Raw genomic sequence first — 16,782 nt, forward strand, 5'->3', positions numbered from 1 at the left:
GGGCTTTTCGTTACTGTTCTTCCTCTTCCTGTCCGTTGATCTTCAGATCGATGATGCGGCCAATCTGGTCATGATAGACCGTCAGCAGGTTGTACTGGCTCATCTCGGAGATGATCTGCGGTGAGACATTAAAGCTGCGGGCCAGCTCCTCCTGGTGAAAATAGCCCGGCTGACGCCGCCTCACGTGGGCGCGGCGGCGGTTGTACTGATACCACAAAATCAGCAGCCAGCCGTTGAGCGCGGCGAACAGTAAATAGATCAACACCGTATTAAAGGACGCAATAATGACGCCCCAGCGGTGGTCGCTCTCATCGGTGAGCTGCATCCAGAGCCGGGCATACAGGAAAAACAGAAAGCCTCCCCACGCCACCAGCGTTAACGCGGCATCGAAAACACGTGGCAATAGCCGATGTTCGGTCAAAATTAAGGTATTTTCGTTCATTGAATGCTTCCTTTTCCCCGGTCCGGACTGATCCAGCGCGCGCGGGCGCGCTGGCGTTTAAGCATGACTTTTGGAAATGCGACGAGGGTGGTGAACAGGCCAATCATCCAGTACACCATCGGGAACCAGATCACCCAGAAAAGCGAGCTGGCTACCTTCCGTTCATAGCGCCGCTCGATGTACAGGCTGACCAGGAACTGCAGGAGGCACATCACGCCCAGCAGCAGCCCGGTAAACTCCGGTGGAAAGAGGCTCTCCACGGTCAGCCTGGCAGGAACAGGGGCGATATGGCTGAGGATAAATAACAGCACCGTCATCGCGTACGCGAAGGCCCACAGCGTTGACAGGGCATACTCAAGAAACAGGGGCCACATGCGGTGATGCTCCCAGCGCACAATCCTGCGCAGGTTGACCAGAAACACCTCCGCGCCGCCCTGGGCCCAGCGCAGACGCTGTTTCCACAGGCCCTTGAGCGTCTCCGGCATCAGGATCCAGCACAGCGCCCGCGGCTCGAAAAAGATATCCCAGTGGCGCAGCTGGAGCTTCCAGCTGATGTCGATGTCTTCGGTGATCATGTCCGGGCTCCAGTACCCGACGTCCGCCAGCGCCTGTCGGCGAAAGGCGGCGATAACGCCCGAGACGGTAAAGACCCGGCCATAGATCCGCTGCGTCCGCTTGATGAGCCCAATAATCGATGAGAACTCGCCCACCTGAATGCGACCAATCAGCGTGGAACGTGTGCGAATACGCGGATTGCCGGTGACCGCCCCGACGTGGGGATACTGAATCAGCGGTGCCACCAGATACGCTGCCGTATCGCGATCGAGCAGGGCGTCACCGTCAATGCAGACCAGCAGATCGCCCCGGGCCGCCGCTGCCCCGGCTTTGAGCGCCAGCGCCTTCCCCTGGTTCTCCGCGAGGTTAATCACCCGCAGGCGCGGATGTTCCTGCGCCAGAGCCTGCAATACCTCCGCGGTGTTGTCAGACGAGCCGTCGTTGATGGCGATAACTTCTATATTTTCATACCGCTGATCCAGCGCGGCGCTGATGGTCTCCCGGGCATTTCGTCCCTCGTTAAAGCAGGGGATCAGAATGGAGATGAGCGGCTCACCGGCGAGCGTCGGGGCGGGCGTCTCTTTATCCCACGACCAGTGGCGTTCAAGCTGAAACCAGAAATAGAGGCCGCCGGTTATCCAGAGCACCGACATGAACAGCGGCCAGAAGAACACAAAATCCAGAATCAGCTCGCCGGTAAAGAGGGCGGCCACGCCTAACGGCAACCCGAATACCAGACATAAAATAGAGAATGCGATAATGCGATCAGTCATTGTCAGGGTACCAGTACGAAGAAAATACAGGCCTGATACGTGAGATATCAGGTTGGTTGTTGATGAAATCATCGGGGTAGTAGCCGTAGTTTTTGACGCCGTTCAGCTGGAGCACGCGCATCCACTGTGCCAGCTGGCTGTCTGAAACGGCGCGCGGCGGTTGCTGATCCCAGTCTCTGGCCTGCAGCTCGAAAATGGTTTTATCGAGCGCGCCGGGACGCGTGGCGACCGCTTTAACCAGACGCGTCAGCCAGGTATCGCTTTCGTCTACCGGGACGGACTCCATCAACGGCATGGCCATCGGCACCGTCCAGTCATACTCCGCCAGAAAATCGTCAAGATTCTGCGCGAACCACGCCTCGCTTTCGGGCTGCAGAATGGGTAAGGCGAACATATTTCGCGCGGTTTTTATCTGCGGGCCACGGATATGCTTCACCGCCAGGCTCAGAGCGTGGGTAAACCCGATAAGCAGTTGGCTCTTCTGGCGAGTCGTGTCCTGCCCGGCATCGTCCACGTCCGTCAGCACCGCATCGTCATGGAACAAAATCCCATTGAAGCTGGCATAGCGGGACAGATCTTCATAGATGTCCGTCACCTGCTGGCGCACCTGCGGGTCCCACGGGGAGAGCCGGATATAGGGCTCGGTGGCCTCGCTCAGCTGGCCTGTCTGGCGATCCCGGCGCTGCACGCGCGGCAGAGCAGGATCGAGATCGAACGAGAGCACCGGCATCCACGCGAAGACTTTCACGCCCGCGCGGGTCTGCAGCTGCCAGGAGACAAAATTAAAGAGATCGGCCCGGACCGGTAGCCGACGGTTGGGAAAATAGAGTGCCTTGATCCTGCCGTCGCCCTGCGGGTCGGCAAACGCCTGCAGGAAAACATGGCTGATTTTCATGTCGTAGACCCGCTGGATCAGCCTGTTGATATTTTGGGTCTGCTGGGCCGGATCGGGATCGTAAACGTAGTCGAGATCGACGTGCATGACGCGCACGGGCTCGCGCTCCTGAACCTGGCTTACCGTACTGGCAAACGCCTTGAGGGAGGGATTGCCGGCGATCAGCAGACGAGGGATGTTCCCCAGCTCCTGCACGTTCCCCAGCCCGTCTTCAAGGGTAAAGGCCAGCTGATAACCCTGCTGTCTGGCGATCGCAAGCGACGTACCGTTAGCAGCGCCGTAGGGCCAGACCCAGGCGCGCGGTGCCTTGCCCGTCACCTGCGCGATTTTTTCGGTCACTTTACGAACGTCATCGCCGATCCGCTGGTTGAACTGTTGGTCGGTTTCATAGCGGCCCGTTGCTTTATCATAAAAGCGATTGGCGATCGCCGGTTCGCGGCTGCCCTGCGGGTTGGCCGGAATGCCGTAATGCGAGGCCCAGGTATGCGATCCAATCTCAATCAGCGGGGACTGGCTGAGTTCGCGCACCATGTCCCACGTCGCGAAGCGATCGCGGGGCGTCATCAGGCCGCCGAAGTTAACTTTTTGATTTTCCGGCGTATCCACCCAGCTGCCCACCGGCGCCCACAGCGCAGGAACGTTCCACGCCTGAAGCAGCGGCCAGACGCGGGTGTAAAAGCTGCTGTAGCCGTCGTCAAAGCTGAGCAGAACGGCTTTGGGCGGCAGCGTTTTTTTCCCGTCATGGGCATCCAGGATGTCCTGCACGCTGATGACGTGATAGCCGTTGTGCAGCAGCCAGCTTATCTGCTCGTTTAACGCGCTGGTACGTACGGAGAGGTAGCGCTGATCGGCGGCATCGTCTTCGACGTCGTGGTAGGCCAGTACCAGAAACTGGTTCTGCGGCCAGGGTTTGCTCGCCTCCAGCTGTGGCCGCGCGTTGGGCGCAATAAACGTAAATGCCTGCGCGCAAACGCTCGCGCTGAGGCAGAGCCAGCCGATGAGTATCAGGCTCACGGAAAAACGTGTGTTCATCATCATCATCCTTAAAAGCGTAAAGTCGCATCAAACGTGACGGAGAGGTTGCTCTCGCGTTTGCCGTCGTAAGGGCGCTTGTCCCAGTTCAGCATCACGCCGGTGTCCATGACGTTGTTCCACTGAACGCGTTGTCCGTAACCCAGCAGGGTGATGGCGCCAGCGGACTGATTTTTCTGCCAGTAGCCGCCGCCACCCGCCACGAACTGCTGGGTCCAGAGGGTGTCGTAATGGCGATACATTTCATGGTCGATGGACAGGGCGGCCGTCACGGACAGGTCCCGCGCCGGGTTGTAATAGAGCGTGTCGTGCAGGCTGTTTTTACTGGCGGCGATCCCTGGTTCGAGATCCAGCGTCAGGGACGGGGTCTGCCAGAGACGCTCCTTACCCATGAGGGTGTATTCCTGACGGTGGTTATGGTCTGAGAAGCGGCTGAGGGCGGCGCTGAACTGGTACTCACGGCGCTCGTTTTGATACCAGCGCACCCCGCCTTCACCCCGGTTGGCGCTAATTCCGTTGCGTAACGCCCGCAGGGGCGTGGTGCGCGACAGGCGTTCAAGGCTGCCGCTGACCTGCCAGTTATCCGTCAGAACGTACGAGGTTGAGAGGCGAGCGCCCGGCTTGTTTGCCCCGTGATAGCGGTTGCTGGAGAGCTCGGCTTCGAGCTGGAGGTCGCGTGGTCGCCATTCGACGCCGCCCAACAGGTGACGGCTGGTGCCTTTGCCTTCTTCGAAATTACTCTGCGCATAGCGGGTGCCGGCAAACAGCCGCCAGTTATCCGCTACGGGCGGGCCATAGAGCGTGGCGTCCCAGTTGAGGTCGTGCGTCCCGCTGACGGGGTTATCGGAGTGCAAGCCCTTGCTCGCGTTGAGGCGCAGTTCGGACATGTGGTGGACGGTGCGTAGCCTGTCCAGACGCCTTGCGCTGCGATCGACGGGCGTGCGGGTGATGACGTCGTCGGCCAGTAAATCCATCTGCCGCCACTCCTGCAGATCCATGGCGACGTAAGCCTGCTGCTGCTCAAGTTCCAGATTCGAGGGCTCCAGCGCCTCCGCCATTTTCAGCGTTTGCTCGGCCGCGCGCGGCAGACCCCGCGCCTGAAGCAGCGTGGCGTAGTCAATCTGTAATCCCTGATTGCCCGGCGCCGTTGTCGCCAGATGGTGCGCCAGCTTTTCGGCTTCCGGCAGGGCATTCGTCGCCCGCAAATAGTTAAAACGGAGCGACTGCCCGGTAAGCCACAGATCGTTAGGCTGAGGAGTAGGGGAGCCGAAATCGTAACGGGTCCAGGGGACGTTGCGGGTCTGGCGCTCTGCATACCGGCGGGCGGACGGATACTCTCCCGTATCCAGCCAGGCGTAGAAAAGCGCGTGCTCCTCGTCCTGCGGGTCGGAAGCGTATTGCGGATAGCGTTGCAGAAGCGAGAAGGCGGCAGCCGCGTTTTTCTCCTGCAGGTACGCGGAGATCACCCAGCCGATTGCCCAGCCCGGCACCGGATGCTGGGCTGCCGTCAGATCCTGATATTCGCTGATGACCCGCGGGTAATCACCATGGGCGTACAGCGCGCCGAGCCGGTCGATACGCGCAAGGATGATGTCTTCCGCCGCCTGCGGCTCGCGTTGCCAGTGAGCAAGCAGCGCGCCGTAACGATTCAGCGCAGATTGCGCAAGCTGCAGGCGCTCCTTTTCTGTTCGGCCAGGCACATCGGCAAGGCGAACGCTTTCGGCTGCGGCATTCAGCTCAAGGCGACGACGCTCCGCGGGGGACAGCGCCACCTTTTGTGAAAGAAGGAGCGCGGGGGTATTGACCCGGTTATCCGTTAGCGCATCGATCAGCTCCCTGAGGAGCGTTTTATTCTCAGGTGAGATATTCAGCGCGCGCGTGTCTGCTAATAGCCGATCCCAGCTTTTTCCCTGGCGTAACCAGACATACGCCAGCGTCTGAAGATGCGCCTGAGAGGGATTTTCCGCCACCAGCCGCCGGGCTTCCTGCAGGGCAAGCGTATCTTTGCGGGCATCGGCCAGGGTTTTGATATAGCCGATACGATAATCATCGTTATCCGGCGCAAGGCTGCGCGCCTTTTCCCAGAGCGCCAGGGCGGGCTGCCACGCCTTTTGATTTCGCCTGGATTGCGCGACAGCCGCAACGCCACGGGCGGGCAGCGGCATATAAATGCTGTAGCGCTGCCAGACCTGAATAACCTCGTCATCATGACCTGCCCAGGCCGCCACCTGTAACCAGTCCGCGACGTGTTCAGGCGTCAGGGCATGCTGCTGCTGATAACGCTGAAGATAATCGAGAAACGACGTGTAATTACCGTTACGCGCCTGTTGAATCTGTTGCTCATAAACGGATTCCGTAGCCTGAACCAGAACAGGAAAGAGTAATAACAGAAACAATAATGTTGGGGTGCGATAAAAGAATAATGTACTGAAGCTAAGTGATCTTTCCATATCTATTTGCCATTTGTTTATCATGAATCCATTGCATAACACGGCCGCCTTTAAGCTCAGCGTAAAAGGCCATAAATGAGAACATTAAATCTGAATGCAGTGATGTTACGGGGTACTTACTTAAAGGTAATTATGGATCCTCATCTCAGTAGACTGGATGGGAGGTAATGTACACCTGATATGTTGCCGGATAAATATGCTGAAAAGCGGCTGAGTAGTTTTGAGATAATTCTGGAATGAGCAGGTTTTAATGATTATTTTGAATTGGATGGTTAATCGTAACTGACTGAAATAAAATGATTTTATTTTTATTGTGACAATTTTGTATATATTTTTAATGACGTTTATCCGCCTCAATTAAAGTACTTTCTGGTGCATGTTTGGGAAGTTTCATGACAAAAATTCTTAATGTTTAGAGAAGTGACTTTTCTGCGATTGTTTTTTATTTATAATTAATGGCAGACATTGAATGATAGTCTACAGGAAGTCTTACTCATCAATGTCTGTATTGAGGGATGTCCAAAGCCAGAATACATTTATCGTTAATATAACAGCGCTATAAAACGAAGGCGGCCTTCTTTCTGAAGGATCGTTCTTGCTTTAATCTAAAAGGGATGGTTAGTGGCAACTTCAATAGTGTTAGTGACTCAGGATCGCTACCTTGTCAGAGGAATGCGGATATTTTTTCCGGATATTATCCTGCTCGACTCGATTGACAGAAACATATTTGATAACGGTGCAGATGAATATTCTGTATTGATTGATAGTCGTTGTCCGCTCCGTTTATATGATTACCTGATACGCCATCCGGCCAGAACGAAAAAAACAATCTGCTGCGTTATGCTTGATATGCGTCACCGCGAGGAGAATCTGCTCAGTATGAAGCTGTTTATGAACACGTCGCTCACTGCGCCGGATATGGCCTCGCTGTTTAATCTGGTGCTCAATATGAAAGGCAGGCGCCTGACCACGAAGTGGCTGCTGAATTTACGGCTTAGCACGCACGAAGCGATCATGCTGCGCTTGCTGAGGGCAGGGATGTCGATGGAAGCTATTGCCGATGAGCTGAATACGTCGGTGAAAAGCCTCTACCGCAAACGCACGGCGCTCTCGGAACGCCTGGGGGCGGAGAACTTTAATGAGGCGTGTTTGTTTATTTTTAAAAACAAACTGCTGGACGCAGGTGGGAACGATCCCTAGGGTGAGGATAGATTAAAAGCAAAATTGCGGGCGGTATTCTGAGCTTTGAGAATGCTGGATGAGGACAACTTCCTGGCCTTGGGTTTGGATTTACTCTGGCAAAACGACACAAGGACGTTGTCATGGACACGATTGAAGAGTCTGGTCACCGCTACTGTGTAGCATATCTTCAAATATTTGATTTAAATAAAAATTTTACAAATATCGTCAAGGAGCGATTTATCCGTCAAATTAAGTTAAACTTCGTCACAGGTTTCAGTGAGTTATGGGACGGATGGCAGAATGACGAGCGAAGAAGCACTTTTAAAATCAGGTTTTAGTAAACGAGATCTTCAAAAGCTAAAAAACAATATCGAGAATTACGGTGGTTCGTTTGATAGCGTAACTCATGATCTGGCCAATCGTTTTAAGGCAATGAAGTGGATAACTATTATTGCCTTTATCATACTGGCTTTAACTCTTTTACTTGCATCCAGGGATACAAGTCTGACACTTGCGCTCACGTTATTGATTGTACTCCCTTTTATCTGGTATATAACGCCAGCAAAACTTGGCTACAAATCCTGGCGTTATCGTAAAATGCTGACTAATTCTGGGACGGGTCGCTGACGGACAACAGATCAAAAATAATCTTAGCTTTGACCCCATAACCAGCAATTTTCATTGTAAGCTGCGGGCGGCTCAGTGTGCTCACCTTTCGGTAATAGTCTGTGGGCATATAACGAAACAGTCGCCAGGTACCTGGTCGCCGCAACAAGCCAAAAATGGTATAAGCGTTAGCGGCCAGTGAAATTGATTTGTAGACACCTAACCCGTTCTCACGACTAAAGCCCATAAACTCAGCTGTAGACATCGCGGCATCCGCGACCAGCCCTTCACTGGTAGTGTTGTTCGTTGCGTAGCGAGCCACTTCTTTACTGATGCTGTTTGCCCCGTCAGTAACCAGAACCGCACCAGCAAGGACCCCGAGAGGGGTCATAGTGCCAATAAGGGTAAATCCTGCGGCTATTTCAGCACCGGCCAGGACAACACTAACTGCCGAGATCACATACCCAACAATTTTGTTATTCTCTCGGATGAACTCGACTTTAGCGTAAAGCTTCGCTGCCTTAGTTCGTAATAAACGAGCTTGTTCCAGAAGGTTATAGTTTTCTTCTCTAAGTTTTTTAACGCATTCCATGCATTCTTCATCTGATTTAGCACGACGAGCTAACGTAAACTGTTGTTCTATGAGGTCCCGAATTTCCTGAATAAACTTCATTCGAGTCAGACCATCGCTGAGATGAAAAGCCGACAGAGTGTTGGCTGTATTTACCAGTTTTCTGGCTTCCATATTCACCATCGTTTCCGCCCAGGCTTTATTTCTTCCACCTGAGTGCATCATGTTAAGCAATGCTGCATCCATTGTAATTCCTCTCAATTGCTTTACCGGCATCTGTTTAGACGGATAAACGGCTCCCTCTGACAGCCACGCGTGCCAACGCATGCACAATATAGTAGCAATGTAGTTACGGGGTCTGAAGCAGAAGTCGCTTTTTGCAGCTTCGCTCCTCGGCCTGCTTTGTCGCCGGTGCTCACATGTGTTGTGCCACTCCTGCTCCAGTGAATAGCTGCCCTACATATCTGAAAGCAATCTTTGCACTTTCGATAAAGCCGGATGACGGGGAGAGCCCCTATCCTGTTGAGTAATTTACTCATTTCGCTGAGTGGTTGGCGGGGTCAGTCCATGTTGAGGGCAGGGATGTTAATGGAGGAGGTTGCAGGCGAGCTGAATACGTCGGTGAAAAGTCTCTATCGTAAACGGACGGCGCTCTCGGAACGGCTGGGGGCGGAGAATTTTAATGAGGCGTGTTTGTTTATCTTCAAAAACACACTGCTGGGCGCAGGTAGGAACGATCCCTGGGTTGGGGAGAGACCAAAAGCATAAAAATGTCTTGCGGGCGCTATTCTGAGTTTTAAGAAAAATGGACGGTGACAGCATCCTTGTTTCAGATATGGATTTACTCTGGCTCAAAACGAGAGAAAGGACGCTGTAATGGACACGGTTGAAGAGTCTGGTGGAACATATTTCTATCACGGTAATGCTAACGTAACAGCGCAGGAGCTATTTTTGCTCATATTTGCTGAAGGTCTTGCAAATCATATAGGGGTGACGGTTGAGACTGCTGCAACCATTTTGGCTGGGCAACCCCTTCTGCCTAAGCGAAAGGTCCTGGGTGCATCCGGATCACGGACAAGTATTGCCTCGAAAGTGGCGCGGCGTATTTTAAAGGGAGCACGTTTCCCCGATGGCATAAGGGTCGAAACCACCATTGGTATGGGTAAGACACGTCTAACAAACAAGGTCGGGGCAGCAGTAGGGCGGGCGGTTCCGTATGTTGGCTATACTCAGGCGGTGATTATTTTTATTACGGTTGCCAGAGAAACGAGAAGCAAGTACAACCTCATCGCGCGACCTAAAGATCGTATTGCCTGGACATACTTCTGATGTTGCTTCCTGATGAGCAAGAATTACTAGATTACATCACTGAGAATTATAGTGACCGTAAAACTCCGGCAAGGAAAGAATGGACCTTCCAGGAGCATTTCAATCTCGTACCAGAAGATCTTGAGGACATGCTGCTTGACCTTTTCACCCGGTATGGAATTGAATATAGCAACTTTGTGATGGACCATTATTTTGAACCGGAGCTGTATTGGTTTCAGTTTCGGCTCAGAAAAAAATTCCGCGATCGGCAGTACAAGCCGCTAAATCTCGAAATGATTATTGAGTCGGCAAAAGCGGGGCGCTGGCTATATGACTAAGGGGCTGAAAGCCCCTTATGATGTTTACGCCGATTGACGCTCGTTCCATGCATCACTAAAGATGATGTTCCCATCGTTATGCTTCCAGGTGATTTTCTCGTACCTGAGTTCGATGGTTTCCATATGGTTTTCGTTAGGGTTATCGCCTGAAGCCATCGCTGGGGAAATCGACACTATCCTGACGTCTTCAAGCAACATGTTGAAATACTCTTCTTCCATGCCAGAGTAATTTATTCGATACCACTTTATCTCAGCTGATGACAGGTTTTGACCTGTCGCAACGGCTTTGTAGAGGTATGGGCTTGAACAATCGAATTCCTTAATGATCAACATAGGTGAGTGCATTCGCGTACCGGTTATTTTACCGGTTGCGTTATCTGTTGGGATAACAAGGTTATGATGAAAACCTTTCACTTCAATGCTGCATTCTCTGTGTTGAACATCAACTCCGCCTTTAATCAACGCGCCACCATCGTCCTTCAGCCATAGATAAGCCGGTATAGCCATTCGAATATTCCTTCCTTTTTGCGTGTGGATCTCCATCCTGCTTTCGCAGACCATTCGGGCAAGCGTATACGCGTAGCTGGTATAGAAGTTCAAAACAGATCATGTTTACGGCCTGTCTTTGTTTTTTAAGACAATGACTTGTTATTTTTTAATCAAAAATTAAAAGAAAGTCTGACGCTGGAAGCGTAATACTTTGTCAGTGATTGGCTGTATGAGCTGCTGGACTAGCGCAAAAGCAAAAACCCGCCACGAGGGCGGGTTTTCTGAAGAAGTGGTGCCCGGACTCGGAATCGAACCAAGGACACGGGGATTTTCAATCCCCTGCTCTACCGACTGAGCTATCCGGGCAACGGGGCGCATTAAACCCGATCTGCCCGGTGGCGTCAACGAAAAATGTTGTTTTCGTTACAGACTGCGCAATCTCTCACCATTTCGCCGCATCCTTAAGCGAAAAAGTGCGTCCAGAGTGCGGAGAGCGGCATGGCGAGCAGCAGTGCGGGCAGCATGTTCACCACGGCAAACATCTTAATCCCACAGATACGCAGCCCGGTAGCCAGCAGCAGCAGGCCGCCGACGGCGGTAAAGTCTGCCATCATCGCTGGCGTGGTGAGCGGAAGAATCAACGTGGCGCAGGTAGCCAGTGCCAGCTGGATAAGCAGCATCGGGACGCAAATCGCCGCCACGGCGACGCCAAGAGTAGTGGCGAAAATGGTGGCGGTGAAGAAATCAAGAAACGCCTTCGCAATCAATATGCTCGGGTCGCCCGTCATCCCTTCCTGCATCGAACCGAAAATCCCGGTGCCGCTGGCGCAAAACAGAATGATGATGGCGACATAGTTTTGAATAAACGACTCATGCGTACCGTGTTTCGCCTTGCCGCCGGGTCGGGCAATCAGGTTTTTGGCTTTACTCACCGCGCCGTTAATGCCTTTTTCCAGATAGCAGAACTCGCCAATCAGCGCGCCGAGCAGGGTGGCCAGCACCATCACCGGCAGGTTGGCGCATTTGATGACTAAAAGAATACCGATCCCTAACGATGCCAGGCCGAATATCGAGGGCATGGAGGTGCGAATCCGCTCCGGCAACCGCTGGCTCAGCACGGCGCCGAGTACGCCGCCCAGCAATACGGCTCCTGCGTTGATAAATGGCCCGATAACCAAAGTTAACTCCTGTTATTTAATCATTGATATTGCATTATTATGGCACGTCAGGCCTGCGCGAGCCTTAGCTTTGGGTGGTTTCGTGCATACTGATTCCTTCTTGCACCTCAAAATAAAAGGTGACATTATTGCGCGAATTTTCTCCTCCCTGTCTCACCGCTCGGTGAGGGTAACTGCGCCTATGAAAACCATGAAAATTGCCGTCAGCCGCGAGCTGGCCTCCACTGTGTCTACGCACCGCGAAAAGGTGATGCTGGACAGCACTGATTTTACCGATGTGGCGGCCGTCGTCATCACAACAGCTGAAAGTCGCAGCGGCATTCTTGCACTGCTGAAACGTACGGGCTTTCAGCTACCGGTGTTTATTTTCTCGCAGGAGGCAACGGACGTACCTGACGGCGCCACCGCGGTTATATCGGGCAAAGCTCAGGAGTTTCTGGAACTGGAGACAGCTGCCAGCCGTTATGAAGAGAATTTGCTGCCGCCGTTTTTCGACACTCTGAGCCAGTATGTGGAGATGGGCAACAGCACTTTCGCCTGCCCGGGACACCAGCACGGCGCCTTTTTCAAAAAACACCCGGCGGGGCGGCAGTTCTATGATTTCTTCGGTGAGAACGTATTCCGCGCCGACATGTGCAATGCCGACGTGAAGTTGGGCGATCTGCTGATCCACGAAGGGTCCGCCAAGCACGCGCAAAAGTTCGCGGCGAAAGTGTTCAACGCGGATAAAACCTACTTCGTGCTGAACGGAACGTCGGCGGCCAACAAGGTAGTGACCAACGCGCTGCTCACCCGCGGCGACCTGGTGCTGTTCGACCGCAACAACCATAAATCTAACCACCACGGGGCGCTGATCCAGGCGGGCGCCACGCCGGTTTATCTGGAGGCTGCACGTAACCCGTTTGGCTTTATTGGCGGGATTGACGAGCACTGCTTTGACGACGCGTATCTGCGGGACCTGATCCGCGAGGCGGCGCCGGAGAAAGCCGACGAGGCGCGTCCGTTCCGCCTGGCGATCATTCAGCTCGGCACCTACGACGGAACGATCTACAACGCCCGTCAGGTGATCGACAAGATCGGCCATTTGTGCGACTACATCCTCTTTGACTCCGCCTGGGTGGGCTACGAGCAATTTATTCCGATGATGGCGGCAACGTCCCCGCTGTTGCTGGAGCTGAACGAGAACGATCCGGGCATTTTTGTGACCCAGTCGGTGCATAAACAGCAGGCCGGATTCTCGCAAACGTCGCAGATCCATAAAAAGGATAACCACATCCGCGGCCAGGCGCGTTTCTGCCCGCACAAGCGGCTGAACAACGCCTTTATGCTGCATGCCTCCACCAGCCCGTTTTATCCGCTGTTCGCCGCGCTGGATGTGAATGCCAAGATCCACGAAGGGGAAAGCGGGCGCAGGCTGTGGGCCGAGTGCGTCGAGCTGGGCATTGAGGCGCGCAAGGCAATCATTGCCAACTGTCATATGATCAAACCGTTTATCCCACCGGTGGTGGTGGGGCGGCCGTGGCAGGATCATCCGACGCACGCCATTGCCAGCGAGCTGCGCTTCTTCAGCTTTGAGCCGGGGGCCAAATGGCACGGGTTTGAGGGCTATGCTCACGAGCAGTACTTTGTCGACCCGTGCAAGCTGCTGCTGACCACGCCGGGCATCGATGCCGAAACCGGGGAGTACACTGATTTCGGGATCCCGGCGACGATTCTGGCGCACTACCTGCGCGAAAACGGCATCGTGCCGGAGAAATGCGACCTCAACTCGATCCTGTTCCTGCTGACGCCTGCCGAAAGCAGCGAGAAGCTGGCGCAGCTGGTGGCGATGCTGGGCCAGTTTGAACAGCATATTGAAGACGACACGCCGCTGGCGGACGTGCTGCCGACGATCTTCCAGAAATACCCGGTGCGCTACCGGGATTACACCCTTCGCCAGCTGTGCCAGGAGATGCACGATCTCTACGTCAGCTTTGACGTCAAGGATCTGCAGAAGGCGATGTTCCGCAAGGAGAGCCTGCCGGAGGTGGTGATGAACCCACAGGATGCCAATCAGGCGTATATTCGCGGAGAGGTGGAGCTGGTTCGCATACGGGATGCCGAAGGACGGATTGCTGCCGAAGGGGCGCTGCCCTATCCGCCGGGCGTGCTGTGCGTGGTGCCGGGTGAAGTCTGGGGCGGGGCGGTACAGCGTTACTTCCTGGCGCTGGAGGAGGGGATCAACCTGCTGCCGGGCTTCTCGCCGGAGCTGCAGGGGGTTTACAGCGAGAAGGATGCTGACGGGATCAAGCGGCTGTATGGGTATGTGTTGAGATAGTGCGGGCTGCTGCCCTCACCCTAACCCTCTCCCACAGGGAGAGGGAACCTTTCATCAAACCGCACTACGCTTGTACATCCTCCTCGGATGCCCAATCTTGCCGTACAGCATCTCCACCTTCAGAAAACCTGCCTCCACGCAGTGTTCCAGATAGCGCCGGGTGGTGGTTTTGCTTAATCCCGTTTCGCTCACCACTTCATCCACGGTAAAGCAGTGCGTTGCCTTGTCGTTAAACAGCGACTGCACCCGCGCCAGCGTATTTTCCTCAATGCCCTTGCTGCCGTTGTCCTGGCGGTAGTTTTTCGCCTGTAGCTGATACAGCGAATCCACGTTCTGCTGGTCGACAATCTTCCAGACCCGCTGCTGTTCGGCAAACTGCACAAACCGCTCCAGCGACTGGCTGAGCCGCTTCCAGGAGACGGGTTTGAGGATGTAGTCGAACGCGCCGTTGCGAATCGCCTGGCTGCAGGTGTCCATATCGCTGGCGGCAGTGATAAAAATCACCGAGCAGTTGGCGCGGGCCAGCATGGGGTTATTGATCAGCGAGATCCCTTTGCCGTCCGGCAGATAGTTATCCAGCAGCACCAGCTGCGGCTGTTTGTTTGCAAGCTCTGCCTGGGCCGCAGCCAGCGACGAGGCAATACCCACCAGCCTCAGACGCGGATGTTTGCCTATCAGCTCCGCGTGCAGTTGCGCCAGTTCGTTCTCGTCTTCAACAATCAGTACGTCGATAAGTTCATGTTGCATAGTCGGTGTCTTCCAGTTGCCGGGCGGTTCCCGTGGCCGGGATAAACAGGGAGAAAATGGCGCCGCGCGGCGTATTATCGGCAACTTCTATCGCGCCGCCAGCCTGTGTGACATAGCTTTCGATCAGATACAGACCAATCCCATGATCGCCGCGTGTTTTGGTGGTGATGCCGCGCTCAAAGATCCGGTCACGGATCTCCGGCTTGATGCCCACGCCCTGGTCGGCCACTTCAATGATCAGCTCCTGTTCGCTGAGCTTTATCAGCACTTCCACCGGCGCGTGGGGAAGCGGCGACCGCTGTGTCGCTTCGATGGCGTTATCCAGCAGGTTGCCAATAATCGAAATCAGCTCTTGCTCTCCTAACGGCAGGAACGGTCTGTCCAGCCGACAGGCCGGGTCGAAGCACAGCTCGACGCCTTTCTCACGCGCGCGGGCGGCTTTGCCCAGCAGCAGGCCACACAGGGTCGGGGAGCTGAAGCGCGAAGAGATAAAGTCCAGCAGCTCCTGGGCATGCTCCGACTGCGCCTGAATGTAGCCAATGGCTTCCTCATAGCGGCCCATATGCAGCAGGCCGGAGAGCGTGGTCATTCGGTTTAGCTGCTCATGGCGCATAATACGCAGGTTATCGACATAGCGTTTTACCTGGCTGAGCTGGGCGCTCAGCGAGTCGATTTCGTTGCGATCGCGGAAGGTGATCACCCACCCCTGCAGCGACCCCTCCAGCATGATGTGCACCCGGCTGGCAATTACCGTGAGATCGTTAAAACGGCAAATCTCGTCATGGGTATCTTTCGCCAGCATCGTCTGTGTGTCGAAGAACGGGACCGGATCGATAACCTGGCTTATCAGCTGCCCGCGCAGCTCCCGGGCCGGCTGGCTCAGACCCAGCAGCTTGCGCGCCGCCTGGTTGATCACCTCAATCCGCCGCCGATCGTCAATGGCAATCACCCCTTCATAAATAGACTCCATTAGCGCCTTCTGCTGGCGCACCAGCAGCCCGATTTCTCGCGGCTCAAGAGAGAAGATCTGCTTCTTGATGCTGCGGGTAAAGAACCAGGAAAAAATAAAGAGAGCGATTAGCAGCAGCACGGCGGCAATCAGGATATTGACCACCTTACTGACGGTAATGGTGTCCAGGTAACTGGTGAGATAGCCGACCGAAACAATGCCGACCACCTGTCCGGCAGCGTTGAAGATGGGGGCTTTACTGCGCAGCGAAATGCCCAACCCGCCTTTGCGAATGGTGGTGGTGCTTTTACCCTGCAATACGGCTTCGTTGTCTCCGCCAACCAGGGTTGTGCCCACTCTGTCGGCAAAGACGGAGTGAAAAAGATGCTGACCCTTATTATCACCAATCACAATAAAGCTGGCGTCACTGTGCGCAGAAATCTTCTGCATAAAATCATGGATGGCGCTGATATTTTTTTGTTCAACTTCATTACGCAATGTCGGAATAAGCGCAATCTCTTCAGCCTGTATTTTGGCTCGCGTACTCATTTCCTGATATAGCTGTTTCCCGACGTCGGCATAATAATATCCGCCCAGTAACGCAAAAAGTACTGAGAAAAAGGCAACCAGCGAAATAAACAACTTGATCTGGAAAGAGACTTTCATAACTATCACGCAAGGTAGCAGCAAAGATCGCCAATATATCATCTTTTTTCGCGCGGACGTCCGCTTTGCCGAAAACTTGTGATCCCTTGCACAGCGGGCGCTGTAAAAGCGTTATCCTAAAGTCTGGCGTGCCTCTGGCTGCATGAACAAATGTTATTTGTTTGTTCGATTCGGAAAAGAAACCATAAAAACCACGCTAATAAATAAGGTATAAATCACATTAAATAAAAGAAACCATTAAAACCATAGCTGCCATTAAAACTTCGCTTTTAATATGCCATTCC

At 54.1% G+C, this 16,782-nt stretch carries 14 protein-coding genes, 1 tRNA gene and 1 pseudogene; 6 read left to right on the forward strand and 10 right to left on the reverse strand.

Translation table 11 applies throughout. The features are described 5' to 3' along the window. Window positions 1-10 precede the first annotated feature (10 nt). Genes pgaD through pgaA form a run of 4 tightly spaced genes read right to left on the reverse strand, consistent with a single transcriptional unit; the run spans window position 11 to window position 6,147 of the window. Window positions 11-442: a poly-beta-1,6-N-acetyl-D-glucosamine biosynthesis protein PgaD gene (gene pgaD, locus ACDO57_RS17490; RefSeq protein WP_090418649.1), complete on the reverse strand. Its 432-nt coding sequence runs from the start codon at window positions 440-442 to the stop codon at window positions 11-13. Then, window positions 439-1,770 (reverse strand): poly-beta-1,6-N-acetyl-D-glucosamine synthase, encoded by a 1,332-nt coding sequence (pgaC, locus tag ACDO57_RS17495; protein WP_248272405.1) that lies wholly within the window; start codon window positions 1,768-1,770, stop codon window positions 439-441. Before pgaC ends, pgaD begins: the two co-directional genes overlap by 4 nt. Further along, a complete protein-coding gene (gene pgaB / locus ACDO57_RS17500) occupies window positions 1,763-3,700 on the reverse strand; it encodes a poly-beta-1,6-N-acetyl-D-glucosamine N-deacetylase PgaB (RefSeq protein WP_248272404.1) in 1,938 nt (645 codons plus the stop codon). The genes pgaC and pgaB overlap by 8 nt, the downstream gene beginning before the upstream one ends. An 8-nt stretch (window positions 3,701-3,708) precedes the next feature. Beyond that, entirely contained in the window at window positions 3,709-6,147 is a 2,439-nt protein-coding gene (gene pgaA, locus ACDO57_RS17505) for a poly-beta-1,6 N-acetyl-D-glucosamine export porin PgaA (RefSeq protein ID WP_370884329.1), read from the reverse strand. 672 nt (window positions 6,148-6,819) lie between these two features. Between pgaA and ACDO57_RS17510 the strand changes: the two genes are divergently transcribed. Together ACDO57_RS17510 and ACDO57_RS17515 are read left to right on the forward strand one after the other, a co-directional pair. Next, a complete protein-coding gene (locus tag ACDO57_RS17510; RefSeq protein WP_048990453.1) occupies window positions 6,820-7,347 on the forward strand; it encodes a helix-turn-helix domain-containing protein in 528 nt (175 codons plus the stop codon). A 282-nt stretch (window positions 7,348-7,629) separates the two neighbouring features. Further along, complete coding sequence (locus tag ACDO57_RS17515) at window positions 7,630-7,956, forward strand: hypothetical protein (RefSeq protein ID WP_071995311.1); 327 nt, start codon at window positions 7,630-7,632, stop codon at window positions 7,954-7,956. On the opposite strand, the gene ACDO57_RS17520 is transcribed toward ACDO57_RS17515, so the two are convergent. Next, entirely contained in the window at window positions 7,934-8,752 is an 819-nt protein-coding gene (locus tag ACDO57_RS17520) for a DUF4225 domain-containing protein (RefSeq protein ID WP_157189715.1), read from the reverse strand. The genes ACDO57_RS17515 and ACDO57_RS17520 overlap by 23 nt on opposite strands. 321 nt (window positions 8,753-9,073) lie before the next feature. Between ACDO57_RS17520 and ACDO57_RS17525 the strand changes: the two are divergent. From ACDO57_RS17525 to ACDO57_RS17535, 3 genes and pseudogenes are all read left to right on the forward strand, one after another. Further along, a pseudogene (locus ACDO57_RS17525) lies at window positions 9,074-9,274 on the forward strand (hypothetical protein); the annotation flags it as partial. A gap of 108 nt (window positions 9,275-9,382) precedes the next feature. Then, window positions 9,383-9,835 (forward strand): STM2901 family protein, encoded by a 453-nt coding sequence (locus ACDO57_RS17530; protein ID WP_024906536.1) that lies wholly within the window; start codon window positions 9,383-9,385, stop codon window positions 9,833-9,835. Beyond that, a complete protein-coding gene (locus ACDO57_RS17535) occupies window positions 9,835-10,152 on the forward strand; it encodes a DUF1493 family protein (protein ID WP_024906537.1) in 318 nt (105 codons plus the stop codon). The genes ACDO57_RS17530 and ACDO57_RS17535 overlap by 1 nt, the downstream gene beginning before the upstream one ends. Before the next feature lie 24 nt (window positions 10,153-10,176). Here ACDO57_RS17535 and ACDO57_RS17540 read toward each other — a convergent pair whose 3' ends face one another. The 3 genes from ACDO57_RS17540 to ACDO57_RS17550 form a co-directional block, all read right to left on the reverse strand. Next, on the reverse strand, window positions 10,177-10,659 hold the full coding sequence (locus ACDO57_RS17540; protein WP_061714485.1) for an Hcp family type VI secretion system effector: 483 nt from the start codon (window positions 10,657-10,659) through the stop codon (window positions 10,177-10,179). 272 nt (window positions 10,660-10,931) lie between these two features. Then, window positions 10,932-11,007 (reverse strand) — tRNA-Phe (locus ACDO57_RS17545). 95 nt (window positions 11,008-11,102) lie between these two features. Next, a complete protein-coding gene (locus ACDO57_RS17550) occupies window positions 11,103-11,819 on the reverse strand; it encodes a DUF554 domain-containing protein (RefSeq protein WP_048989588.1) in 717 nt (238 codons plus the stop codon). 181 nt (window positions 11,820-12,000) lie between these two features. Here ACDO57_RS17550 and ACDO57_RS17555 point away from each other — a divergent pair, with 181 nt between their 5' ends. After that, window positions 12,001-14,136 carry an ornithine decarboxylase gene (locus ACDO57_RS17555; RefSeq protein ID WP_370884330.1) on the forward strand — a complete coding sequence of 712 codons (2,136 nt, stop codon included), beginning with the start codon at window positions 12,001-12,003 and terminating at the stop codon, window positions 14,134-14,136. A 54-nt stretch (window positions 14,137-14,190) separates the two neighbouring features. Here the strand turns inward: ACDO57_RS17555 and ACDO57_RS17560 are convergent, their stop codons facing one another. After that, window positions 14,191-14,883 carry a response regulator gene (locus tag ACDO57_RS17560; RefSeq protein ID WP_370884331.1) on the reverse strand — a complete coding sequence of 231 codons (693 nt, stop codon included), beginning with the start codon at window positions 14,881-14,883 and terminating at the stop codon, window positions 14,191-14,193. Continuing rightward, entirely contained in the window at window positions 14,873-16,498 is a 1,626-nt protein-coding gene (locus tag ACDO57_RS17565) for an ATP-binding protein (RefSeq protein ID WP_370884332.1), read from the reverse strand. The genes ACDO57_RS17560 and ACDO57_RS17565 overlap by 11 nt, the downstream gene beginning before the upstream one ends. Window positions 16,499-16,782: the final 284 nt, after the last annotated feature.

The sequence above is a fragment of the Enterobacter cloacae complex sp. 2015409 genome (genome assembly GCF_041365315.1).
GTDB classification, from domain to species: Bacteria; Pseudomonadota; Gammaproteobacteria; order Enterobacterales; family Enterobacteriaceae; genus Enterobacter; species Enterobacter pseudoroggenkampii.